General features: G+C 68.2%; 16 protein-coding genes. 4 read left to right on the forward strand and 12 right to left on the reverse strand.

Annotated features, from left to right (window positions below):
• Window positions 1–15: 15 nt before the first annotated feature.
• On the reverse strand, window positions 16–1,053 hold the full coding sequence (locus tag ACZ75I_RS00365) for a ribonuclease H-like domain-containing protein (protein WP_346477216.1): 1,038 nt from the start codon (window positions 1,051–1,053) through the stop codon (window positions 16–18).
• The gene (locus tag ACZ75I_RS00370; protein WP_346477217.1) at window positions 1,050–3,539 is read right to left on the reverse strand and encodes a DEAD/DEAH box helicase; all 2,490 of its coding nucleotides are present in this window, start codon (window positions 3,537–3,539) and stop codon (window positions 1,050–1,052) included. Before ACZ75I_RS00370 ends, ACZ75I_RS00365 begins: the two co-directional genes overlap by 4 nt.
• Before the next feature lie 212 nt (window positions 3,540–3,751).
• On the opposite strand from ACZ75I_RS00370, the gene ACZ75I_RS00375 reads away from it, so the two are divergent.
• Together ACZ75I_RS00375 and ACZ75I_RS00380 are read left to right on the forward strand one after the other, a co-directional pair.
• Window positions 3,752–4,270 (forward strand): hypothetical protein, encoded by a 519-nt coding sequence (locus ACZ75I_RS00375; RefSeq protein ID WP_154350014.1) that lies wholly within the window; start codon window positions 3,752–3,754, stop codon window positions 4,268–4,270.
• A gap of 40 nt (window positions 4,271–4,310) precedes the next feature.
• Window positions 4,311–4,985 carry a hypothetical protein gene (locus ACZ75I_RS00380; RefSeq protein WP_180870095.1) on the forward strand — a complete coding sequence of 225 codons (675 nt, stop codon included), beginning with the start codon at window positions 4,311–4,313 and terminating at the stop codon, window positions 4,983–4,985.
• Window positions 4,986–5,091: 106 nt separating this feature from the next.
• Here the strand turns inward: ACZ75I_RS00380 and ACZ75I_RS00385 are convergent, their stop codons facing one another.
• Genes ACZ75I_RS00385 through ACZ75I_RS00425 form a run of 9 tightly spaced genes read right to left on the reverse strand, consistent with a single transcriptional unit; the run spans window position 5,092 to window position 17,454 of the window.
• Complete coding sequence (locus tag ACZ75I_RS00385) at window positions 5,092–6,900, reverse strand: hypothetical protein (protein WP_472958561.1); 1,809 nt, start codon at window positions 6,898–6,900, stop codon at window positions 5,092–5,094.
• Complete coding sequence (locus tag ACZ75I_RS00390; protein ID WP_472958562.1) at window positions 6,897–9,077, reverse strand: hypothetical protein; 2,181 nt, start codon at window positions 9,075–9,077, stop codon at window positions 6,897–6,899. The genes ACZ75I_RS00385 and ACZ75I_RS00390 overlap by 4 nt, the downstream gene beginning before the upstream one ends.
• Window positions 9,074–10,195 (reverse strand): BatA domain-containing protein, encoded by a 1,122-nt coding sequence (locus ACZ75I_RS00395; protein WP_346477220.1) that lies wholly within the window; start codon window positions 10,193–10,195, stop codon window positions 9,074–9,076. Before ACZ75I_RS00395 ends, ACZ75I_RS00390 begins: the two co-directional genes overlap by 4 nt.
• Window positions 10,192–11,088 carry a DUF58 domain-containing protein gene (locus ACZ75I_RS00400; protein WP_346477221.1) on the reverse strand — a complete coding sequence of 299 codons (897 nt, stop codon included), beginning with the start codon at window positions 11,086–11,088 and terminating at the stop codon, window positions 10,192–10,194. Before ACZ75I_RS00400 ends, ACZ75I_RS00395 begins: the two co-directional genes overlap by 4 nt.
• 7 nt (window positions 11,089–11,095) lie before the next feature.
• Window positions 11,096–12,079 carry an AAA family ATPase gene (locus tag ACZ75I_RS00405; protein ID WP_180870082.1) on the reverse strand — a complete coding sequence of 328 codons (984 nt, stop codon included), beginning with the start codon at window positions 12,077–12,079 and terminating at the stop codon, window positions 11,096–11,098.
• 16 nt (window positions 12,080–12,095) lie between these two features.
• The gene (locus ACZ75I_RS00410; protein WP_061479902.1) at window positions 12,096–12,803 is read right to left on the reverse strand and encodes a DUF4159 domain-containing protein; all 708 of its coding nucleotides are present in this window, start codon (window positions 12,801–12,803) and stop codon (window positions 12,096–12,098) included.
• The gene (locus ACZ75I_RS00415; RefSeq protein WP_180870080.1) at window positions 12,803–14,137 is read right to left on the reverse strand and encodes a TldD/PmbA family protein; all 1,335 of its coding nucleotides are present in this window, start codon (window positions 14,135–14,137) and stop codon (window positions 12,803–12,805) included. The genes ACZ75I_RS00410 and ACZ75I_RS00415 overlap by 1 nt, the downstream gene beginning before the upstream one ends.
• A 20-nt stretch (window positions 14,138–14,157) precedes the next feature.
• A complete protein-coding gene (locus ACZ75I_RS00420) occupies window positions 14,158–15,792 on the reverse strand; it encodes a TldD/PmbA family protein (RefSeq protein WP_061479900.1) in 1,635 nt (544 codons plus the stop codon).
• Between the two features lie 30 nt (window positions 15,793–15,822).
• Window positions 15,823–17,454 (reverse strand): TldD/PmbA family protein, encoded by a 1,632-nt coding sequence (locus tag ACZ75I_RS00425; RefSeq protein ID WP_061479899.1) that lies wholly within the window; start codon window positions 17,452–17,454, stop codon window positions 15,823–15,825.
• 675 nt (window positions 17,455–18,129) lie between these two features.
• On the opposite strand from ACZ75I_RS00425, the gene ACZ75I_RS00430 reads away from it, so the two are divergent.
• A complete protein-coding gene (locus tag ACZ75I_RS00430) occupies window positions 18,130–18,744 on the forward strand; it encodes a DUF938 domain-containing protein (protein ID WP_061479391.1) in 615 nt (204 codons plus the stop codon).
• Window positions 18,745–18,816: 72 nt separating this feature from the next.
• Here ACZ75I_RS00430 and ACZ75I_RS00435 read toward each other — a convergent pair whose 3' ends face one another.
• Complete coding sequence (locus ACZ75I_RS00435; RefSeq protein WP_472958563.1) at window positions 18,817–22,503, reverse strand: indolepyruvate ferredoxin oxidoreductase family protein; 3,687 nt, start codon at window positions 22,501–22,503, stop codon at window positions 18,817–18,819.
• 168 nt (window positions 22,504–22,671) lie between these two features.
• On the opposite strand from ACZ75I_RS00435, the gene ACZ75I_RS00440 reads away from it, so the two are divergent.
• Window positions 22,672–23,307, forward strand: coding sequence for a tetratricopeptide repeat protein (locus ACZ75I_RS00440; RefSeq protein ID WP_061479389.1), 636 nt, complete (start codon window positions 22,672–22,674; stop codon window positions 23,305–23,307).
• Window positions 23,308–23,390 lie beyond the last annotated feature (83 nt).

The following is a 23,390-nucleotide window of genomic DNA, read 5'->3' on the forward strand; positions in this document are numbered from 1 at the left end:
AGCGGGGCGCTGCGGTCAACGCGAGTCGTCCTGCCTGGCGACCAGAGCCAGCGTTTCGCGCTCACGCTGTTCTTCGCGGATCAGCCGCTGCAGCAGCAGGGCCAGGGTCACCACGTCCTGGTGATTGTGGTCGGCCACCCGGCGCAGGTTCACCGCGTCGCCGCCGCGCAGGAAGCGCAACCACGCACCGGGTGCCTCCGAGCCCGGCAGATCGTCCTCGCGCACCACGCGCAGCAGCTGGCGTTCGATGGTGGACAGCTTGCAGTTCTCCCACGTGCCGCGATAGCGGCGGCGGGTGGGGTAGAGCAGGTCGACATGGTCCAGCGCGCTGATCGGGTCGCGTTGCCGGGCAAGCCGGTAACGCGCTTTCAGCAGCGGTGCGTCATAGCTGCGGCCGTTGTAGCTGCAGAACACGGTGGACGGTTGCAGCCAGCCGGCGAAGGTGGCCAGCATCGCGTCCTCGGCGGCCATGGTGGCCATCAGCAACTGGCGGATGCGCAGGCCTTCGCCACGCTGCGGGCACACATGCCAATCGGCCGCGCCGATCATGAAGGCACGGGTGCCGGTGCCGCCGGCCAGGCCGGTGGTCTCGGTATCGAAGAACAGCAGGTCACGCGCAGCCACGTGCTCGCCGTCGCGACGGGCGAAATCAAGCGACAGCGGTTGTGCCGGGATCGCCTGCGGCTGCAGCGATTCGATCAGGAACAGGCCCGGTGCGATCTCCTCACCTGGCAACTGACGGTCCTGTGCGCTGGCGCGAGCAGGAGCGGGGCCGCCGCGCGTGCGCAGGCCGAGCAGGCGATGCAGGCTGCCCACTTCGGGCCGACGCAGCGCGGGCGGCGCCGTGGCAGATGCCGCCGCGCCGGTCGGCTTGTGGCGGATCTCCTGCTCGACCCAGGCGAACACCGAACGCTCGGCCGGTGGTTGTCGCGCATCGTTGGCGGCCACGGGTGCCGGTGGCGCAGGGGGCACGTCCGGCACGGCCGGTGTGCTCGCCTTCGGGTCGCCGGCCTGCCTGCGCAGCAGGCGCAGCTTGTCCAGGCTCAGGCTCACGGGGCCAGCAGCTCCATCGGATCGCGCGTGGTCACCACCACGTCGGGTACGTGCCGGCAGGCCTCGGCGTCGAACAGGTCGAGCACGCGCAATGCCAGCGCACGTGGCGAGGTTTCATCCTCTTCCTGTGCAGCCAGCACCGGGCCGACGCAGGCCGGGCAGCCGGCCTTGCAGTCGCAGCGTTGCACCAGTTCACGCGCGCGCTGCACCAGTTCGGCCTGACGCTGCCACAACGGCTCGCTGAGGCCGACGCCACCGGGGAAGTTGTCATACAGATACACCGTGGGCACGAATTCCTGCAGCAGTTCGACAACCCCAGGATCACCCTCGCTGCCGCGCAACTGGCCACGGCCGCTCTGGTCGGCGATCGCAAACCAGGAACCATCGCCGTTGCCGACCGACTTCTGCAGGTCGCGCGCATCGGCCATCACCGCCACGGTGGCGACGATGTGCAGCGCATACGCCGCACCGAGGAAGCCATCGAGCGCATCCTGCCTGCTGGCGAACGCGCGCAGCAGCAGTGCCTGCGGCAGCTGCCACCACACTGCGGTGGTGTGCAGTTCCTGGTCGGGCAGGTTCACCGGCCCGTAGCCGATGTTTTCGTGGGTGTAGTAGCGGATCTTCTTGTAGCCGGCCACGCGCCGCACCACGTGCACTTCGCCATGGTGCGAATCACCGCGCCCGGCCACGCCACCATCGAAGCGGTCCAGCACCTTGAGCTTGGTGAAATCGATGCTGTCGGTGTAGTAATCCACATGCGTGCGGGTGACGTAGGCCTTGCGGCCGTCCCAGTCCAGCGTCTCCACCTGGTACGGAGTGGACTGCACCATGTGGATGGCGCCTTCGTACAGGGTGAGTGCGGCGGCGGAGTAATCCACTTCGGCGATGATCTGCTGGCGGCCATCGCTGCGGTCGACCACCACGAAATTGCCGTCGGCCACCGCGCGCAGGCTGACCGCGTTGGCGGGATAACTGTCGGCGATCCACTCCCAGCGCTCGCCTTCGCGGTGGATGACTTCGGTTTCGGCCAGCGCTTCCAGGAACACTTCCGGGTCGATCGGGCCGAAGCCATCGCCGACCCGGAACGGCAGTTCAAAGGCCGCGCAGCGAATGTGGTCGAACAGGATCAGCGGCTGGTCCGGCGCAATGCGCGCATGTTCGGGCGAGGCTTCGGCGAAGAAGTCCGGATGCCGCACCACGTACTGGTCCAGCGGCTGCGAACTGGCCACCATCACGCCGAGTGCGGGTTGCTGGCGGCGACCGGCACGGCCGAAACGCTGCCAGGTGGCGGCCACGCTGCCGGGGTAGCCATTGAGGATGACCACGTCCAGGCTGCCGATATCCACGCCCAGTTCCAGCGCCGAGGTGCTGACGATGCCGTCGATGTTGCCGGCACGCATCGCACGCTCGGTCTCGCGGCGTTCGGTGGGCAGATAACCGCCGCGGTAGGCGCGGATGCGCGGCGGCTTGCGCGGGTCGTGGTCGAAGATGTCCTTCAGGTACTTGGTCAGCACCTCGACCATCAACCGGGTCTGCGCGAACACCAGGGTCTTCAGCCCGGACTTGATCGCGATGCGCGCGATGCGGTTGCTCTGCGAGCGCGCCGAGGCACGCAGGCCCAGGTCGGGGTTGATCACCGGCGGGTTCCACAGCAGCACCTGCTTCGGCCCGGTGGGCGCGCCGGATTCGGTGACGGCGGTGACCGGTGCCTCGATCAACGCCTCGGCATGCGCCTGCGGGTTGCCGATGGTGGCCGAGCACAGGATGAACTGCGGTTGCACGCCATAGAACGCGCAGATGCGCTTGAGCCGGCGCAGCACGTTGGTGACGTGGCTGCCGAACACGCCGCGATAGGTGTGCACCTCGTCGATGACGATGTAGCGCAGGTTCTCGAAGAACTGTGCCCACTTGGTGTGATGCGGCAGGATGGCCTGGTGCAGCATGTCCGGGTTGGACACCACGATGTCGCCATGCAGGCGGATCGCCTGGCGCGCATCGCCGGGGGTGTCGCCGTCGAAGGTGAAGGCCTTGACGCCGAGATCGCCGGCACGATTGAGTTCCAGCAGCTCGGCCACCTGGTCCTGGGCCAGTGCCTTGGTCGGGAACAGGTACAGCGCCTTGGCCTTGTCCTGCATGGCCGCGCTGACCACCGGCAGGGTGTAGCACAGCGACTTGCCGCTGGCGGTGGGGGTGACGATGGCCACGTGCTCGCCGCGCTGGCTGGCCTCCCAGGCTTCGGCCTGGTGGCTGTAGAGCTGCTCGATGCCACGTGCCTTCAGTGCTGCGGCCAGCGCCGGTGGTACCGAGTCGGGAACGGGCGCGTAGCGGCCTTCGCGGCCGGGAATGGCGAAGCTGCCGGTGATGCGGTCCTGGTAGCGGCGCTGCAGGCGCGCGCTGAGCAGGGCGCCGTCGCGGGCGGGCAGGCCATCGCGGGTGGCGAGCTTCTGCTCGGCATCGACGGTGCGCTTGGCGAGTTCGTAGGCCATGGAAGAGGAAGCGGGGACGGATTGCGAGGGGTCACATGGCACCACATCCATGTCTCAGGATGTGAGACACCGCACACGGCGGGCGTGAACCGTTCAGTGCTCGCGTCCCGTGGCGTCGCCGCATCTCCCTTGGCTGAACAGCTGCCGGTGCAGCAACGAAATCTGAAGCCGGCATCCGTATCCTTGGGCGCTGGACGCAACCAACAGGGTGGATGGCTGTGGCACGACGTGGAACGCAGGGAGCACTCCTGGCCGGCATGCTGCTGGCCGGCATCGCACAGGCGCAGCAGGCCGCGCCGGTGGCGGTGCCCGATCCTGCACCCGTTGCCCCTGAAGATGCGCCGCCTGCCCCCACCGCACCGATCTCCACCACCTTGCCGCAGGACAACGTCACCACCCTCGGCGAAGTGCGTGCGCTCAAGCCCGATGACGAGCCGCTGGACCTGTACCGCTTCAAGAACCCGGTGAAGTTCGGCGATAACCGCTTCAGCCGCGACTGGAGCGAACCGCCATCGCCGGAGCAGGTCAGCATGGGCGGTGGCTACATCATGATGGGCGTGGTCAAGGGTGTGCTGGCGGCAGCCAAAGGCATCAACAAACTCACCGGCGGTCCCGACCAGATCCAGGCGGCCGTGGCGCGGCCACCCCCAGAGCTCAGTGCCGAACAGCAGCAGCGCGCGCTGCGGTTCTCACAGGAGCAGGATGCCGGCGACACAGCGCCAGTGAAGTAGGCCGGTATATCCTGCGGGCTCCCCCACCGGTAATGCTGTCATGTCCCTGCGTTCGATCTACCTGCTGGCCGCGTTGCTGCCGGCCTCCGCCTTCGCGTCCGATATCGCCGATGGCGGCGCCTGCCGCAATGGCGCGTTCCCCTCCCAACAGAGCCGGTTCGCGCTGGCGCGGGTGGTCGATGCACCGCGCCTGTACCTGCTCGGCGACATGGAGGGCTGCCCCGCCAAGGGCGAACCGGCCTGCCGCCAGCGCAGCTATGTGGTCAACGGCGATACGGTGGTGACCGGTCGCGACCTGGGCCGTTACCGCTGCGCGTTCTTCCCCAACAAGGTGGGCGGCAGCGCCGGCTGGGTCGACCGCAGCAAGCTGCAGCCGTTGCCGGTGGCCGTGCCCACGCTGCAGGACTGGACGGGCCACTGGAAAGATGGCGACAACGGCCTGCGCATCACCGTGCAGGGTGGACAACTGCATGTGGATGGCGACGCCTACTGGCCCTCGGCCAACCCCACGCCGGAACAGCGCCCGTACGGGCCGAACCTGGGCCAGGTGGAAGCGCGTGCCATACCGCAGGGTGCCGATGTCGAGTTCGCCGAGGATACGTGCCGGGTGCGTGTGCACTCGCTGGGTGAGGTGCTGATCGTGGCCGACAACAGCGAATGCGGTGGCATGAACGTGCGCTTCAATGGCGTGTATCGGCGCGCGGGAACGCGTTGAAGGGCGGATGAGCGGCCAGTAGGTCCACGCCACGTGTGGATGCCGCTTGCGATCCAATCGGTGGGGTCAGAGCTCTTTCGCGGGCGAAAGGGATCGGACGCCAAAGTCAGCGCCGCCGCTCCAACCACCAAAGCAGCGATGCGCACAGCACGAACGCCAGCCACCACGGCCAGCGCGATCCCGGCACGGGTGGCATCACCGACGCGGTTGCCGGGGAGCTGCCCGCCAGCGCTCGCGTGGTTGCATCGATCATTGCCTGCCGATGCAGCGCGGGCGCGTCCTTCGGGTCGAATGCATAGCGCCAGACGGTAGCGTCACCGTGCTGTAGGCGCTGCCAGCCCGCCTCGCGCGGCCACCAGCCCGCGCAACGCAGGTCTGACGTCGCGCCATCGACGATCAGCGGCGTGCCTTCGCCGCGTGCGTTGAAGGCTTGCAGCGGCGCCTGCACGCCGCACAGCGCCTGCCGTTCGCCCGCCCAGCTGATCGGCTGTGGCGACCACAGCGCCTCAGCGCTGCCCTGCGCCCGCGCCAGCGTGGCAACCACGCCGCTCCACAGTTCGCCGTGGCGGTCATCGCGGCCGGCCAGCACCCAGCGCCAACTGTCGGTGATGGGCAGCAGGCCGATGCGGCCTTTGCCGGTAGCGCGCCAGCCGCCGACAGCCTTGCCGGTGCGATCGTGCAGCAGCGCGTTGCTGCCAGGTACCTGCAGCGCCAGTGCTTCCAGTGTGGGCAGCGCGGCGTCGTGCGAACTGCGGTCTGCCTCTTCGCCGTAGCCGGTCGGCAGCGTACCCGCGGCGAGCGGGCCACGTCGTGCGGCGAGGACCGCGCTCTCGCCGTCGCCGGGAAGTTCGAGGACCTGGCTGCTGCCATCACCCCGCAGCGGCAGGCCCAGATCGTGCAGGCGTTGGCGCGCGCTGGCCGAAGGGGCGCCCGCACTGCGTACCAGCACGCCCAGTCCTTCGCGCAGCGCCTGCCGCACAGCGGCCAGCTGCGCGGCATTCAATGCCGCCAGGCTGCGCTCGTCCAGCAGCAGCAGATCGCTGCGCGCCAGCGACGTCGCGTCCAGCGGCAAGGCGCCGTCGCCAACGCTCAGGCCGGCACCGGTATCGGCCTGCACCTGCACGCGGATGCCGGCATCGGCTGCCCAGCGGCGCAGGTACTTCAGTTCGGGGCCCGGCGCACTGGCACGCACCTGCAGGCGCAACGGCGCCGCCGGCAGGGTCTGCTGCGGCACCGGTGCGCTGTCCACCACATGGCCGTCGGCATCGAGCAGGCGCAGCTGGAACACGCTGCGGCCTTCGGCGCGGGTGATGCCACTCAACTGAACGTGGCCGTCTTCGGCAACATCCGCGCGATCGACCACGCTGCCGGCCGGGTCGAGCAGTTCCGCCTTTGCCCTGGCAACGCCACGCGCCTGTGCCTGTACCTCGAAGCGTGCGCCGGGCGCGGCGTCGGCCGGTGGCTGCAAGGCGACCCAGCCGCGCGGCGGTGCTGTCGGCTGCCAACGTACGTCGCGTGGCAGTACTGCGTCGCGGTCACGCGCGACCAGGCCGGCACCAACCAGCGTCAGCGTGGAGGCCGGATGCTGCCGCAGCGCGGTGGCCAGGTCGGGTACGCGCTTTGCGCCGGCCACATCGGCAGCTTCCGGCAACAGCCACAGCGGACCTTCGCTGGCCGGGAACGCGCCGGCCCTGCTGGCATCGATGCCGAGCACAACCAGCCCGCCTGCGTGTTGCTGGCGGGTGGGCGGCACCAGGCAGAAATACAGCAGCGTGGCGACGATGACCTGCAGCCCGATCACCCCCCAGCGGCGGCCACGGTGCGTGGTGTTGTTGCGCGACTGGCGAACGCTGGCGATCGCCACGATCACAGCGAGTGCCAGGACGATCCACAGGTTCAGGCCGGAGGGGTTCATGGCTGCGCCTCCAGCGCGTCCAGGTAGCGCTGGCCCATCGCATCGGCGGCACCGCGCCGCATCGCCTGCGGCAGTGGACGCTGCAGCGCCCGCCACAACTGAGCGCGCAGGCGCTGGCGGCAGTCGCGGCAACCGGGCTCGATGCGCAGCTGCTCGATGGCGGCAGCCAGATCCAGCGCATCGGGCAGGTAGGCGGCATTGCGCTGCTGCCAGGCAGCGAGTGCGTCGAGGTCAGGCACACTGGTGTCATCACCGAGGCGCTGCCAGGCTTCAACGATGGCCCGGTCGGGCGGGGTTCGGGCGGCCAACGGCAGTTCACGACTGGCCAGTCCGGTGCGATCGCCGCCGAGGCGACGGCCTTCATCGATCGGCGGCAGCTCCGGTCCCACCCGCGCCAGATAGATGCGTTCGGCCTGCTGCACCTGCTTGATGAACCCCAGTGCCTTGTAGGCGAACGGCAGTGCCTGCTCCGGACGGCCCTGGCGCAGCTCGCCTTCGGCCGACCACATCTGGTCCAGCGCGGCCTTCAGCGTGGCCCGGGTCTGCGGGTCGAGCAGGGTCGCGGCTTCGGCATGGTCATGGGTGTGGCCGTATTCGGAGAGCACATCGGTGGTGCTGCCGAACACCGGTGGCGAATCGGCATTGGACGCCTTGCCGCCGTGATCGTGGCCATGCTCATCGTGTGCCCCGGCCTCGGCGCCATGGTCGTGCTCGTGCTCGTGCTCATGCTCGTCGTCGTGGCTGCCTGCAGCTGGCGCATCGCTGGTGGGCAGGTCGCTGGTCGGCGGCGGCTTCGGTGCGCCTTCGCTTTCCTCACCCAGGAACTGGCCGTAGCGCAGACGCAGGATGCGCTGGTCGACACCGATCGCATCGCTGCGCTTCACGAAGTCCTCGGCGGCGAGGCTGCGTCGCTGCCGGATCAGCGCTTCGGCATCGATGATGATCTGCCGCTGGCTGCGGAAGTAGGCCGGCAGCGTCTTCTTGATGCGGCCTTCCAGTTCGGCACCGAGTGCAACCTCGGCGCTGGGCAGGCGCAGGATCACGCTGCTGCTGCGCCCGGCCTGCGGTGTTGGCGCGTGGTTGTCGCGTACTTCCAGCTGGGCGATGACATCGCTGCCGGGCTGCGCGCCCAGCGCAGCCAGGTCGAGGCTGTGCGCGAAACGCCGTGCAGTCGCTTCGCCGCTGCCGGTGAGGCCGACACTGCGGCGAACGAAGGTGATGTTCTCGCCGCTGCCCTGGGTAATGGTGATCGACAGCGTTGCCTGCGTGGCCACGGCGTAGTCATCGCTGGCTTCGAATCGTAACGACCACTGGCGTTGCCCGGGCGTGCCCAGCACCAGGGTCGCGGCGGGCTCCAGCACGCGCACGCTGGGCGCACGATCAGCGACCACATCCAGGCGATGCAGGCGGGTCTGGGCCAGTGCAGGTTCGCTCACCACGCGGTACAGCACAGGCACGCGCGCCACATCCTGCGCCAGCCACTGCCCATCCTGCTCGCTCAGCGGCAGCCGGCGGCCGTCGTGGAACTGCAGCCATGCCTTGTCCGGCGCGCGATCGAAGCGCAACGACCACGACAGCCGGCTGTCCGCGGCGACCTTGGCATCCAGCGCGTTCTGGGTGCGCGTGGCCTGGCCGGTATAGGCCGGTGCGTCGATCCGCAGGCGGGTGGACTGAAGGTGCAGCGGGCCGGCGGCAGCCGTGCTGACAGGCGCCGATGTGCGGGCCGGCGCGGAGCCGGGGCCGGAACGTGGCCAGCCGAATGCCAGCGCAGTGATCGCCAGGCCTGCGACCCAGCTCAGGGCCAACGCCCTGCGCGGCCAGCGCTGACGCAGGTCCGGTGTCGCGCGCTCCAGCGTGGCCAGCACATGCGCGCGCTGGCGCTGCTGCAGCGGATTGAGCATGGCGGCATCGGCAAACAGCAGGTCGGCACTGTCCTCGCTGGCACCGCTGGCATCGAGCTGGCGCTGCACCCACTGTGGGTCCAGCTGGCGGGCATGTGCCGTGGCGAGCGCTGCGCAGGCGAGCGCGCTGACCGTGCCGACCACGCAGGCGATATCGAAGCCCGCCAGGCGCAGCGCCAGCGTCGTCGCGGCCAGCGCCCACGGCAGGCCCAGCAGCAGGGTAACGAGTGCACGGCGACGCCGTGCGCGTTGCCAGGCGTGCTGCAGGGTGTTCATGCGGCCACCCTGCGCCGGCGACTGCTGGCCATCCAGCGCTCCAGCGCGAACAGCAGCACGATGGCCAGCAGCAACCATGTGGTTGGCTCACGCGCTGGGGGCGCTATGGCGGGCAGCGCGGCCCGGCGTGGTGCCTGGTCCTGTGCATCGCCGAGGCGCGGTGACGCTGGCGGTTGCAGCGCCAGCAGCAGGGCACGCGGCAACTGCGGGTCGCGCAGCGCAGCGTTGCCTGAGGCATCCCAGTCGCCGGGTAGTGACAGCAGGACGCCGTGGCCGATGCGCTGTTGCCACAGCACTGGTGAGCCGTCGGCGTTGCGCAGCAGGATGCCGGCGTCGCCAGCAGGCTTGCCGGCGCTCACTGCACGACCGCCGTGGCGCAGCCATGCCTGCCAGCTCGCCGGCAGTGCATCGCTGCGGCTCCATACGCCGATCTCGCCGCGTTCGGGCAGGGCATCGGCCGACAGAGGAGCGAGCGGCGCCTGCATGCCCCACGCGCGCTGCAGTGCGTTCACCCAGTGCTGGGCGGCTGCCGGCGCATCGCTGTGCACGCGCAGACGCGGCACCGTCGCGGCACTCGGTTGCGGAGTGGCCGGTATCGGTTGCGGCCGCCACGTTACTTCGCGCGACAGCTGCAGGCGGACGCCATCCAGACCGGGCAGGGGATCGGGAACGTGCGCGGTCAACGCGGTGCCCGCAGGCAGCTGTGCGTCCAGCTCGCGCAGCAGGCTGGGCAGCGATGCGCTGGACGCAGGTGGTGGGTGGTCGATAGCGGGGAAGCCGGGTGCCAGCCAGTGCCAGTTGCCCGCTTCGGCGGTGCCGCGCAGTGCGGTCGCGTCCAGTCCGGGAGCCACTACCGTCCAGGCAGTGGGGACCGGGGCAGGGCCGACCAACGCAGGGCGCGCCAGCAGCATGGCCAATGCAGCCAGCAGCAACAGGCGCACCAGCAGCAACGGCCTGTCATCGAAACGGATGCGCTGGCGCGGGCGGATCTGTGCGCGCAGCCAGCGCAGCGCGGCGAAATCCAGCGGCGTGTACGGATGGCGCCGGGCCAAGTGAATCAGCAGCGGCAGCAACCCTGCAGCGAGCGCGGCCAGGCCCAACGGGAACAGCAGGGTCATGCACCGCCCCCACGGCCGAACAGCGCCTGCAGTGCCTGGTCCAGCGGCTGGTCGAGCCAGCCGGTGGCACTGGCGACGCCACTGGCCTGCAGGCGCGACTGCAATGCGTTGCGTGCGTCAGCGAAGCGCTGCAGGTAGTCGGCGCGGATCGCCGCGCCATCGCCCAGTAGTTCCTCGCCGGTCTCCGGATCGCGGAAGCGATGGCCGGCGTCGAACGGGAAATCGCGCTCGTCGGCGGTCAGGATCTGCAGCAGTGCCACTTCACGGCGTGCGCTGGCCAGTTGCTCCAGCAGCACGATGCAGGCCGCGTCGAAGCCATCACCCATCGCCAGCAGCAGGTCGCCCGGGCGCACGCGCTCCCACAGCGGGCGCAGGCGTTCGGCCGCGGGCCAGGTGCCGCGCGCCTGCAGGGCATGCAGCTGCAGATGCACGCGGTCACGCTGGCGTGCGCCGTCCGCTGCGGCCACCAACTGCAGTCCATCGCCATTGATCGCCAACAGGCCGAAACGGTCGCCCTGCTGCAGCGCCAGTTCCACCACGCAGGCGGCCACGCCGCGCATGTGATCCAGGCGCGTGCGCTGCGGTGCCGCGCGATCGGCCTGGCCGGCCGAGGCGGTGGCATCGAGCAACAGCCAGACCGTGATCGGGCTTTCCCGTTCGGATTCGCGCACGAAGAAGCGGTCCGAACGCGCGTACAGCTTCCAGTCGATCTGGCGCAGCTCGTCGCCCGGTTCGTAGGCCCGGTACTGGGCGAACTCGAGGCCGGCACCGCGGCTGCGGCTGGCGTGCTGGCCGATGCCACTGGCACCGCTGGCCAGGCGCGGCCGCAGCCGCAGCAGGCGCAGGCGCGCACGCAGTTCCGGTGGCAAGGTCAGCGGGATACCGGCGTTCACGCGTGGATCAACCCGGGAACGGCACGGCCTGCAGCAGGGCGGCGACCACGTCGTCGGCACGCTTCTGCTCGGCCTCGGCGGCGAACGACAGCAGCAGGCGATGGCGCATCACGGGCGCGGCCAGGGCCTGCACGTCCTCGCGGGTGGCGGCGAAGCGGCCCTGCAGCAAGGCGCGTGCTTTTGCCGCGAGCACCAGCGACTGGCCGGCGCGCGGGCCGGCGCCCCACTTCACCCATTGGTTGATCGCCGCCGGCGCGCCTTCGCCTGGCCGGCTGGCGCGCACCAGGCGGGTGATCCAGGCCAGCACGTCGGGGCTGACATGCACCTGCCGCACGGCCGCCTGCAGGGCGATCACCGCCTCGGCATCCATCACCTTCGGCACCGCGTCGGTGGCACCGCCGGTGGTCTGTTCCAGGATCCGCCGTTCCTCGTCTTCGCTGGGGTAATCCACCAGCACATGCAGCAGGAAGCGGTCCAGCTGCGCTTCGGGTAGCGGGTAGGTGCCGGCCTGCTCGATCGGGTTCTGCGTGGCCAGCACGAAGAACGGCGCGGGCAACGCGTAGGTGGTGCCGGCGTAGCTGACGGTGCGTTCCTGCATTGCCTCCAGCAGTGCGGCCTGGGTCTTGGGCGGGGTGCGGTTGAGTTCGTCGGCCAGCAGCAGGTGGGTGAAGATCGGGCCCTGCTGGAAGCGGAAATGGCGATGGCCGGTGCCATGGTCTTCCTCCAGCAGCTCGGTGCCGAGAATGTCGCTGGGCATCAGGTCGGGGGTGAACTGCACGCGCCGGAACTGCAGTTCCAATGCCTGGCCGAGTGAGCGCACCAGCAGGGTCTTGCCGAGCCCGGGCGCACCTTCCAGCAGGCAGTGGCCACCGGCCAGCAGGCCGATCAACAGCTGCTCGACCACCGTGTGCTGGCCCACCACCGCGCGTGCGAGCGCGGCGCGCAGTTCATCCAGGCGCGGCAGCAGGGATTCGAGGTCGGAGGAGTTCATGGGCGTGCAGGTCCTGTCAATTGTTCAACGCGTACATCACGATGTTGACGCCAAAGCGGGTGTTGTCTTCGGCCAGGAAGCGCTTGTTGCGCCAGTCGTAGTCCCACTCGCAGCCGTAGTCCTTGTTGCTGTAGAGCAGGCCCAGCCGACCCTCGACCTCGATGCCTTTCAGATAGTCGTGCACCAGGTCGTCGCCCCAGCCGTTGAGTTCGAAGCTGGTGGCGGGCGGACCGTCCGGGAAGCGGAAGAAACTGCGGTACAGCGCGTGGCTGTTGGGCAGTTTCTGCAATGCCTTCGGGCCGAACAGCCGGCCCATCTGTGCCTCGAACGAGGTGGCGAACAGGCCGTCAATGTCATGGTTGCAGTCGTCGACGAAGACGAAGCCGCCATTGCGCACGTAGCGCACGAAGTTCTGCCGTTCGGCGGCGTTGAACTCCACCAGCGTGTGCCCAGCCAGGTAGCAGAACGGCGCTTCCAGCATGCGCGGGTCGGCCAGGGCCACCACGTGTTCCTGCGGGTCCACGCGCAGCGATGTGTAGTCGATCAGCGAGGTGATCAGGTTGGATGGCATGCGCGCGTCCACGTCCCAGTCACCGGAGTCGTACTGCAGGCGGGTGAACCAGAAGTCGTAGCGCGAACTGCGCGGGCCTGCCTGTGCCCAGGCCGGCAGCGCCGCCGCCGAAGCGGCAGCGGCCAACCAGCGCAGGCAGGCCCGGCGATCCATCAGACCGCGTCGGACAGCGAGGTGAAGGTGAAATCGCGCAGTTTCATCGGCGGGATCATCATCACGTAGCTGGATTCATCACCGGCCACACGCACCGGCTTGCCCAGCTCTTCGATGTTGTTGAGCATGATCACCGGCGACTCGTTGAAGCGGAAGTTCTTCACCGGGTACTTGATCTGGCCGTTCTCGATGTAGAAGGTGCCGTCGCGGGTCAGGCCAGTCAGCAGCACGGTCTGCGGATCGACCATGCGGATGTACCAGGTACGCGTGACCAGGATGCCCTTCTGGGTGCCGCGCACCAGCTCGGCGGTGCTCTTGTCGCCACCGCTCATCAGCAGGTTGCCCGGCGAGGCCTTGGCGGTCCTGCCCTGCTTCTGCGCCCAGAAGCGCGAGTAGTCCAGATTGGCGATCCTGCCGTTCTCGATGATGGCCATGCGTTCGCGCGGCAGCCCTTCGTTGTCCCACGGCAGCACCGGTGCATCCGGATGCCACGGGTCGGCGATCATGGTCACGCGCGGGTCGTAGACCTGCTCGCCCAGCTTGTTGCCGCCGCCCTTCTTCGACAGGAAGCTGCGGCCTTCATCGGCCGAGCGTGCACTGAAGAAGTTCATCATGAAGCTGATCAGGCCCGCCGCTGCGGCCGGCTCCAGGATGACCGTGTACTTGCCCGGTTCCAGTGCCTTGGCTTCGGCCGATTCGGTGGCCTTGCGCATGGCGATGCGGATGTCCTGGTCAGCCTTGAAGTCCGCCGCGTCCTTCAGGTTGCGGCCGACCCAGCCCGAACCGCGGCCATCTTCGGTTCGCACAGTGCAGGTGTAATCGAAGTTGGTGGTGCGCTGGTAAGCGAAGTTGCCGTTGCTGTTGGCGGTGGCCTGGAAGCCCTGGCCGTCCTCCAGGAAGCCGGCGGCGACCAGGCCGTGGCCGCGGCACGGGGCGATCGAATCGGCAGCGACCTTGGCACGGAAGGCCGGATCGATCGCGGCGGTGGATTCGCTGAAGGTCGGGCTGGCGCGGTAGCTCTGCTTGCCGATGGCCGGCATGAACTCCGGGTTCTCCGGGGCCAGGCGGGCCAGGTCTTCGGCACGGCGTACCACGCGTTCCAGCGCGGCGTCGTCGAACTCGTTGATCGAGGCGGTGCCGACGCGCTTGCCGAAGGCGACGGTGACCGCCAGCTCGGTGTTGTCGACGATGCCGCTGGTGGAGACATTGTTCAGCGCGAAACGGATGTTGCCGCTGATCGCACCGGCCAGCACGGCGGTGCACTCGTCGGCCTTGGACAGGGCGATGACCTTGTCGAGGATGGCCTTGGCCTGGGCTTCGGTGAAGATACTCATGTGTAAGGGCTCCTGACCGGTCAGCCGAGGCTGCGTGCGGTGTTGATGACGTTGATGCCGTTGAAGCGCGCGGTGGACGAGCCGTGCGAGACCGCCGAGACCTGGCCCGGCTGGCCCTTGCCGTCGAAGAACGAACCGCCCAGGCGGTAGTCACGCTCGTCGGCCACGGCGGTACAGGCGTTCCAGAATTCCGGCGTGCGGATCTGGTAGGCCACGTCCTCCAGCATGCGGGTGATCTGGCCGTTCTTGATCTCGTAGAACAGCTGGCCGCCGAACTGCGCGTTGTAGCGCTGCTGGTCGATCGAGAACGAACCGTCACCGATGATGTAGATACCGTTCTCCACGTCCTTGATCAGGTCCGGCACGCTCAGCGGCTTCTTGCCCGGTGCCATCGACACGTTGGCCATGCGCTGGAACTGCACGCTGGACCACGAGTCGGCATAGCAGCAGCCGTCGGACTCGGTCTTGCCGAGGATGTGCGCTTGGTCGCGGATGGTCTGGTAGTCCACCAGCTTGCCGTTGCTGATCAGGTCCCAGCGCTTGCACTTCACGCCTTCATCGTCGTATGCCACGGCGCCGAGGCTGCCCGGCTGGGTCTTGTCGGCGAAGATGTTGACCAGCTCGCTGCCGTACTGGAAACGCTGTTCGCGCTTGTCCAGGGTGGCGAAGCTGGTGCCGGCGTAGTTGGCTTCGTAGCCGAGCACGCGGTCCAGTTCCAGCGGGTGGCCGATCGACTCGTGGATGGTCAGCCAGGTGTGCGACGGGTCGAGCACCAGGTCGTACTTGCCCGGCTTCACCGACGGTGCCTTCAGCTTTTCCTGCGCCTGCCGGGCGGCGGCGATGGCGTCTTCCTTCATGTCGTAGGAAGAACTGTAGTTGACCACGCCATTGGGGCTGACCACCTTGCCCGCGGCGGCGCCGTCCAGGTACTCGTAGCCCAGGCCCATCGGCGAGGACAGGCCCGAACGGGTGCGGAACTTGCCGCTGGCCTTGTCGATGGCGGTGACCGTCATCGGCGCCCAGATGCGATGCACGTCCTGGTCGATGTAGGAACCGTCGGTGGAGGCGAAGTACTTCTGCTCGTTGACCAGGAACAGCATCGAGTTGACGAAGCTGGCACCGGCGCCCATTGCGGCGGCGTTGACGTCCAGCAGCAGGCCGACCTTGTCCTTGATCGGCACCTCCATCGCATTCTTGCGGATCGGCGTGCGCCAGCTCACCTCACCCACGCCCGGCGCCTTGGCCAGCTGCACCGGCGCGGTCTGCACGCCGGCATTGGCCTTGGCGATCGCGGCCGCCTGCTGCGCTGCCTTGGCCACGTCGGCGGTGCCCAGCGCGTTGGTGGCGGCAAAGCCCCACGCACCATTGACGATCACGCGGATGCCGACGCCGGTGGACTCGGTGTTCACCACGTTCTGCACCTTGTCCTCGCGGGTGATCACGAACTGCCGCAGGTAGCGGCCGATGCGCACGTCGCAGTAGGTGGCACCGGCCTGGCGGGCGGCAGCCAGCGCCGCATCGGCCAGGCGCTTCTTCAGCCCCAGGTCCAGCGTGCTCTGCAGCTGCTCGGCGGCGATCACCTTGCCGAAGAAGGAGGGCACGATCAGCCCGCCCGCGGTAAGCCCGGTCAGGGCCAGGAAGTCACGTCTTTGCAAGGCTGCTCTCCATGTCGAAGGATGGGTGGCTCAAGCGCCGAGACTGCGCGCGGTGTTGATGATGTTGATGCCGTTGAAGCGGGTGGTGGATGAACCGTGCGAGACCGCCGACACCTGGCCCGGCTGGCCCTTGCCATCGAAGAACGAACCGCCCAGGCGGAAGTCGCGTTCATCGCAGATGGCGGTGCAGGCATTCCAGAATTCCGGGGTGCGGATCTGGTAGGCCGCATCCTCGACCATGCCGGCGATCTTTCCGTCCTTGATCTGGTAGTACAGCTGGCCGCCGAACTGCGCGTTGTAACGCTGCTGATCGATCGAATACGAACCGCGGCCGTGGATGTAGATGCCGTTCTCCACGTCCTTGATCATGTCCTCGACGCTGAGCGGTTGCTTGCCCGGCGCCAGCGAGACATTGGCCATGCGCTGGAACTGCACGCTGGACCAGGAATCGGCATAGCTGCAGCCATGCGATGCATCGCGGCCGAGGATGTGGGCTTCATCGCGGGTGGCCTGGTAGTCGACCAGGATGCCGTCGCGCACCAGGTCCCAGCGCTGGGTCTTCACGCCCTCGTCGTCGTAGCCGACCGCACCGAGGCTGCCGGGCTGGGTCTTGTCGGCGAAGAAGGTGACGATGTCGCTGCCCCAGCGGAAGCCGGCATCGCGCTTGTCCAGCGTGGCGAAGCTGGTACCAGCGTAGTTGGCCTCGTAGCCGAGCACGCGGTCCAGCTCCAGCGGGTGGCCGACGTTCTCGTGGATGGTCAGGAACAGATTGGACGGGTCCAGCACCAGGTCGTACTTGCCGGGCTTCACCGATGGCGCCTTCAGTTTCTCGCGCGCGTGGCGGGCGGCCGCAATGGCGTCCTCGACCGGGTCGTAGGAATCGCGGTAGGCAGTGATGCCGCCGGGCAGCTGCACCTTGCCGCGCGCATCGCCATCGAGGAACTCATAGCCCATGCCCATCGGCGAGGACAGGCCGGCGCGGGTGCGGAATTTGCCGCTGGCCTTGTCGATGGCGGTGGCGGTGAACGGCAACCAGATGCGGTGGATGTCCTGGTCGATGAACGAGCCGTCGCTGGAGGCGAAGTACTTCTGTTCGTTGACCAGGAACAGGGTGGAATTGATGTAGTCGGCGCCCGCATCCAGCGCAGCGGCATTGAGGGCCAGCAGCAGCTCGACCTTGTCCTGGATCGGCACCGCCATCGCGTTCCTGCGGATGGGCGTCTGCCAGCGCACTTCACCGACGGACGGCGTGGGTGCCAGTTGCACCGGGCGGGTCTGGATGCTGGCGTTGGCGCGGGCGATTGCTGCGGCCTGCTCGACCGCTGCGCGCACGGCGGCCTCGGTCTGCTGATGGGTGGCAGCAAAGCCCCAGGCACCGTTGACGATCACCCGCACACCCACGCCGGACGATTCTCGGTTGGTCACATTGCCGACCTGGTGCTCGCGGGTGATCACCGACTGGTTGAGGTAGCGGCCGATGCGCACATCGCAGTAGCTGGCCTTGGCCGAGCGTGCGGTGGCCAGCGCGACCTCGGCCAAGCGCCGGCGCTGGGCGGTATCGACCGGCGCCAGCAGCTGCTCGGCGGCGATGGCACGGGAATGCGGCAGCAGCAGGCCGGCCAGGCCCAGGCCGGAAAAAGCCAGGAACTCACGTCGTTGCACAGCGTTTCTCTCTCTCGCTTGTGTGCGGTCGGCAACGCGCCACACCGATCACGTCAACTCCTCGACTTTCGCCAGCGCGGCGCAACCGGGCAAGTGACTGCAGTCATGGTTGGGGAGGGTTTCGGCAGGGCTTGCAGCCCTGCACCTGCTCAATGCAACGGCAACGGCCAAAGCCAGAGCCAGAGCGGCATTCCGTGGGTGGGCGGGGCGGTGTCGGATTGCGGGGACGCCGTGAATCCGTCCATGGAGGCTTGGCAGCCGCATCCATGCGGCTGACACCCCGCAATCCGACACCGCCCCACCTCTGACAGATTCCTGCGGCTGTTGGTAGGTGTCGACCTTGGTCGACACATCTGTCAGGTATCGAAATGAATCCGGGGTCAGATCCGTTTTCCACAGGAAAACGGATCTGACCCCAAGAGCACTTCCGACAGATCGCGGAATCTGTCGAAGGCGGGGTGGGTCCGGTTGCGGGGGCGTGAGCCGCATGGATGCGGCGACCGAGCCTACAGGGACGTATTTACGGCGCCCCCGCAACCGGGCCCACCCCGCCAACCCACGGAATGCCAGCTTTTGACGTTGCTCTGGCTCCGGCTCCTGCGGGTGCAGGGCTGCAAGCCCTGCAGACACCCCCTCGTGCACAATGGGGCCGACCCCCGCCTGGACACCGTCCTGATGTCGAGCAAGCCGTATTCAGAAGCCTGCGAGCGCAACCGCGAACCCATCGCCACCGCACTCGACCCGTGGATGGGCGACCGCCATCGGGTGCTGGAGATCGGCAGTGGTACCGGCCAGCACGCAGCCTTCTTCGCCGAGCGCTGGCCGTGGCTGCGCTGGCAGCCCAGCGACCATCCGGACCATCTGCCCGGCATCGAAGCCTGGCGTGCGGAGGCCGCGCTGCTGAACCTGCTGCCGCCGGTGGCGCTGCAGGTGGAGCTGCCACCGGCAACGGGCCTGGACCTTCCAGAAAGCAGCACGTTCGACGCCGCATTCAGCGCCAACACGCTGCACATCATGGGCTGGGAGTACGTGCAGGTGCTGTTCGGCGCGCTGCCGCCGCTGTTGCGTCACGGTGCGTTGCTGGCGGTGTATGGCCCCTTCAACTACGGCGGTCGCTATACCAGCGACAGCAACGCGCAGTTCGATGCCTGGCTGAAGGCGCGCGACCCGCGCAGCGGTATCCGCGATAGCGAAGCGGTGCAGGCGCTGGCGGCGGACAACGGGTTTACCCGGTTGGGTGACGTGGCGATGCCGGCCAATAACCGGCTATTGCTGTGGCGGTTGGGGTGAACCACCGGCAGTGCCGGCCGTTGGCCGGCAACCGATTGCCAGGAAGATGCCGGCCAGCGGCCGGCACCACCTTCAAGCCACCTGCACGATATGCAGCGCCTTCGGATTGCGCCACTGCGCCAGCAGGGCCGCTTCGCGCGCCTTGGCCTGCGCGAAATGCGCTTCCTTGACATGGCCGAAGCCGCGGATGTGCTCGGGAACGCTGGCGATCTCCACCGCCAGCGACAGACGGTCGTCCTCCAGCCCGTCCAGCAGCACCTGCACCGTCGCCTCGTAATCAGCAATCAGCTTGCGCTCCATGCGGCGCTCCTCGGTGCGTCCGAACACGTCGAAGTGGCCGCCACGCAGGAACTTCAACTTCGCCAGCAGGCCGAAGGCCTTGAACATCCACGGGCCGTATTCCTTCTTCAGCAGGCGGCCGTGCTCGTCCTTCTTCGCGAACAGCGGCGGTGCCAGATGGAAGCGCAGCTGGTAGTCGCCCTCGAACTGCTGCTGCAGGCGACGCTGGAAGTCGCCGCTGGTGTACAGGCGCGCCACTTCGTACTCGTCCTTGTAGGCCATCAGCTTGAACAGGTAGCGCGCCACGGTCTCGGTCAGCGCAGTGGAACCGCCGATGCGGTCGGCTTCGGTGGCGCGTACGCGCGCTACCAGGTCACGGTAGCGCTTGGCGTAGGCGGCATCCTGGTACTCGACCAGGAACGCGGCGCGGCGCTCGATCATTTCATCCAGCGAGCGCGACAGGCGTGCGTCGTCCAGCGGCAGGAACGCCACGTCGCCACCGTGCGAGGGCAGGCCACGCAGTTCGCGTTCGTCGCCGGTGTTGCGCGGTGCCGCAGTGGCACCCCATTCATTGCCCTCCCACTCGCCTGGCGGCAGCGGATGCAGCGGGCCCGGGGTGGATTCGGTATCGGTATGGCGGTTGCGCACCAGGCCGGCCGCCTGCTGCACGGCCTGCGGATCGACCACGGCCAGGCGGCCCCAGGCGAACGCCTGCTGGTTCATCGCCACGGCGGCGCCGTTGAGTTCGATGGCGCGCATCAGTGACTCGAACGACAGCGGCACCAGGCCCTGCTGCCAGGCGTAGCCGAGGATGAACAGGTTGGCGGCAATGGCATCGCCCAGCAGCGCGGTGGCCAGCTGGGTGGCATCGAGCAGCAACGGCTCCTGGCCGCCCAGTGCCACGCGCACGCCGGCGATGATGTCGGCGGCGGGGAACTGCATGTCCGGGCGGGTGGTGAAGGTGCCTGGCATCGCTTCGTAGGTGTTCAGCACCACCTGCGAACGGCCGGCACGGACCTTCGACAGCGCCCAGTAATCGTTGACCACCACCATGTCGCAGCCCAGCACCAGGTCGGCCTCGCCAGCGGCGATACGCACGGCATGGATGTCTTCAGGGCGACGGGCAATGCGGATATGCGTGGTCACCGCGCCGCCCTTCTGCGCCAGGCCGGTCTGGTCGAGCACGGTCGCGCCCTTGCCCTCCAGGTGGCCGGCCATGCCCAGCAGCGCACCGATGGTCACCACGCCGGTACCGCCGACGCCGGTGATCAGGATGTTCCAGGGTTGTTCCAGGCTGTCGCGGAGGGTCGGCGCCGGCAGGTTGTCCAGCAGCGTGGACGCATCGCGCTTGCTGCCCTTGCGCGGCTGGCCACCGTGCACGGTGACGAAGCTGGGGCAGAAGCCGTTCACGCAGGAATAGTCCTTGTTGCAGTTGGACTGGTCGATCTCGCGCTTGCGTCCGAACTCGGTTTCCTTCGGCAGCACCGACACGCAGAAGCTCTTCTTGCCGCAGTCGCCGCAGCCTTCGCAGACCAGCGAGTTGATCATCACCCGCTTCTGCGGGTCTTCCAGCTTGCCGCGCTTGCGGCGGCGACGCTTCTCGGTCGCGCAGGTCTGTTCGTAGATCAGGATCGAAACACCCTTCACTTCGCGCAGGCGCTTCTGCACTTCGTCCAGTTCGCTGCGGTCATGGAACTCGACGTCGCTGGGGAAGTGCTCGCGCTGGCCGGTCCACTTGCCGATGTTGTCCGACAGCACCACGATGGTGTGGATGCCTTCGGCGCGCATCTGCTTTGCAATGTCCGGCACGCTCAGTGGGCCGTCCACCGGCTGGCCGCCGGTCATCGCCACCGCATCGTTGTAGAGGATCTTGTAGGTGATGTTGACGCCGGCGGCGACCGCCTGGCGGATCGCCAGCGAGCCGCTGTGGAAGTAGGTGCCGTCGCCGAGGTTCTGGAACACGTGCGGGGTATCGGTGAACGGCGCCTGCCCGGCCCAGGTCACGCCTTCGCCGCCCATGTGGGTGAAGGTGTCGGTGCTGCGGTCCATCCAGGTCACCATGTAATGGCAACCGATGCCGGCCAGCGCACGCGAGCCTTCCGGCACGTTGGTGGAGGTGTTGTGCGGGCAGCCCGAGCAGTAATGCGGTACGCGCGGGAAGCTGGCGCGCGGCAACGCAAGCTCGGCTTCCTTCTCCTGCATCCACTGCAGCCGCTGCTCGATCGATGCGTTGTTGAAGAACTTCTGGATGCGGCGGCCGATCACGCCGGCGATGGTGGCCGGGGTCAGCTCGCCGGTGGACGGCAGGATCCATTCGCCAGTCTCGTCATACTTGCCGACGATGGACGGGCGCTGGCCCCAGCTGGCCGGCCAGTTGAAGAACTGTTCCTTCATCTGGCGCTCGATGAAGGCACGCTTTTCCTCCACCACGATGATGTCTTCCAGGCCCTGCGCGAAACGCGCGATGCCCTGCGGCTCCAGCGGCCAGGTCATGCCGACCTTGTACACGCGGATGCCGATGTCGGCGCAGGCGGCTTCGTCCAGGCCCAGGTATTCCAGCGCCTGCAGCACGTCCAGGTAGCTCTTGCCGGTGGTGACGATGCCCAGCCGCGCGCGCGGCGCGTCCATCACCACCTTGTCGATGCCGTTGGCGCGGGCGAACGCCTGTGCGGCCTTCACCGCATAGCGGTGCAGGCGCATTTCCTGGTCCAGCGGCGGGTCCGGCCAGCGGATGTTGAGCCCGCCGGTCGGCATCTCGAAGTCTTCCGGCAGCACGATGCGGCGCGCCATCGGGTCGACCTCGACCGAGGCCGACGATTCGACCGTCTCGGCGATCGTCTTGAAGCCGACCCAGCGCCCGGTATAGCGGCTCATCGCCCACCCCAGCAGGCCCATGTCGAGGATGTCCTGCACACCGGCCGGATTCAGTACCGGCATCATCGCGCTGACGAACTCGTCCTCGCTGCCATGTGGCAGGGTTGAACTGCGGCAGGCATGGTCATCGGCGGCCAGTGCCAGCACCCCACCGTAGCGCGAGGTGCCGGCGGCATTGGCGTGCTTGAACACGTCGCCGCAGCGGTCCACGCCCGGGCCCTTGCCGTACCACATGCCGAACACGCCCTGCACGTTGGCGCCGGGGAACAGGTTGGTCTGCTGGGTGCCCCACACCATGGTGGCGCCCAGGTCCTCGTTCAGGCCGGGGGTGAACTTCACTTTGGCCGCGTCGAGGTGTTTGCGTGCGCGCCACAGCTCCAGGTCGAAGCCGCCCAGCGGGCTGCCGCGGTAGCCGCTGACGAAGCCGGCGCTGTCGATGCCTTCGTGCGCGTCGCGCAGCCGCTGCATCAGCGGCAGCTTCACCAGCGCCTGCACGCCACTCAGATAGATCCGCCCCTCGTTGCGGGTGTACTTGTGGTCGAGCGTGTAGTCACGGTCGATCAGGTCGGTGGAGGAGGGCGACGTGAGTTGCGCGGTACTGGTCATGGCTGGCCCGGTCAGGATCGGCTGGCACCGGCCGCATGCAGGCACGCGGCGGGAAAGGCGCGAATTGTAGCAGCGAGGCCCGGCCGCCCCGGCACTCGCGCCGGCGGCCATGCTGGGGTTAGGATCGGGGAGAGAGAGGGGGCTGCGGTTGCGGCCTGGGGAGAAGGGATGTCAGTTGCAGGAAAGATCCTGGGCAGCATGCTGCTGGTCTCGGGAACGGCCCCGGTGTGGGCCGCGCCGGCGGTGCCGGCACCACAGGAGTTCTATTTCGACAGCGATGCGGCCGCCGTGCCCATGATCGTGGTCCAGTCCGACGGGGATGAGCTGGTGGCGCAGCTGCTCAAGCAGCGCGAGCGCGGCCGGCGGACCGTGGAGGCCACCGTGCAGCTGGCGTCGGTGGCCATTGCCCAGGGCCGTACCGAACTGGGTGAACAGCTGTATCGCGAAGCGCTGAAGGATGCGCCGGTGCAGGGCAGCCTGGGCCGTGGCGTGCGCTGGAACTACGGCTGGGACCTGCTGCGTCAGGGCCAGCCCGAAGCCGCCCTGGAGCAATGGCAGGCCGCTGCCGGTGGTTCGCTGAGCAAGCCGGGCTGGTTGCCACCGACCTATGCGCTGGCGCTGTGGCGGGCCGGGCGGAAGCAGGAGGCAGTGCAGTGGTATGCCGCCGCAGTGCGTACCGAGCCGACGCAATGGAGCGACAGCAGCCGCTATGCGCAGTTGTTGCCGTTGTGGCGAGACGACGAGCGTGCCTCGCTGGCGGAAGTGCAGCAGGCGTGGGCGGCCGCGCCGCCGGCCTGGCCCTGAGGGTAGGGGGCGGCCGGGTTGCACCCGGCACCCGCAGAGGCAACAGCGGGCTTCCTTGGGATGGCGGGGCACTGTGGATTTGC

This window comes from Stenotrophomonas sp. X, from assembly GCF_055721025.1.

Bases quoted from the DNA above. Each gene is read 5' to 3' on its own strand.
- ACZ75I_RS00410 (WP_061479902.1), bottom strand. From the start codon at position 12,803: ATGGATCGCCGGGCCTGCCTGCGCTGGTTGGCCGCTGCCGCTTCGGCG.
- ACZ75I_RS00405 (WP_180870082.1), bottom strand. From the start codon at position 12,079: ATGAACTCCTCCGACCTCGAATCCCTGCTGCCGCGCCTGGATGAACTG.
- ACZ75I_RS00430 (WP_061479391.1), top strand. From the start codon at position 18,130: ATGTCGAGCAAGCCGTATTCAGAAGCCTGCGAGCGCAACCGCGAACCC.
- ACZ75I_RS00390 (WP_472958562.1), bottom strand. From the start codon at position 9,077: ATGAACACCCTGCAGCACGCCTGGCAACGCGCACGGCGTCGCCGTGCA.
- ACZ75I_RS00375 (WP_154350014.1), top strand. From the start codon at position 3,752: ATGGCTGTGGCACGACGTGGAACGCAGGGAGCACTCCTGGCCGGCATG.
- ACZ75I_RS00415 (WP_180870080.1), bottom strand. From the start codon at position 14,137: ATGAGTATCTTCACCGAAGCCCAGGCCAAGGCCATCCTCGACAAGGTC.
- ACZ75I_RS00440 (WP_061479389.1), top strand. From the start codon at position 22,672: ATGTCAGTTGCAGGAAAGATCCTGGGCAGCATGCTGCTGGTCTCGGGA.
- ACZ75I_RS00385 (WP_472958561.1), bottom strand. From the start codon at position 6,900: ATGAACCCCTCCGGCCTGAACCTGTGGATCGTCCTGGCACTCGCTGTG.
- ACZ75I_RS00435 (WP_472958563.1), bottom strand. From the start codon at position 22,503: ATGACCAGTACCGCGCAACTCACGTCGCCCTCCTCCACCGACCTGATC.
- ACZ75I_RS00395 (WP_346477220.1), bottom strand. From the start codon at position 10,195: ATGACCCTGCTGTTCCCGTTGGGCCTGGCCGCGCTCGCTGCAGGGTTG.
- ACZ75I_RS00370 (WP_346477217.1), bottom strand. From the start codon at position 3,539: ATGGCCTACGAACTCGCCAAGCGCACCGTCGATGCCGAGCAGAAGCTC.
- ACZ75I_RS00380 (WP_180870095.1), top strand. From the start codon at position 4,311: ATGTCCCTGCGTTCGATCTACCTGCTGGCCGCGTTGCTGCCGGCCTCC.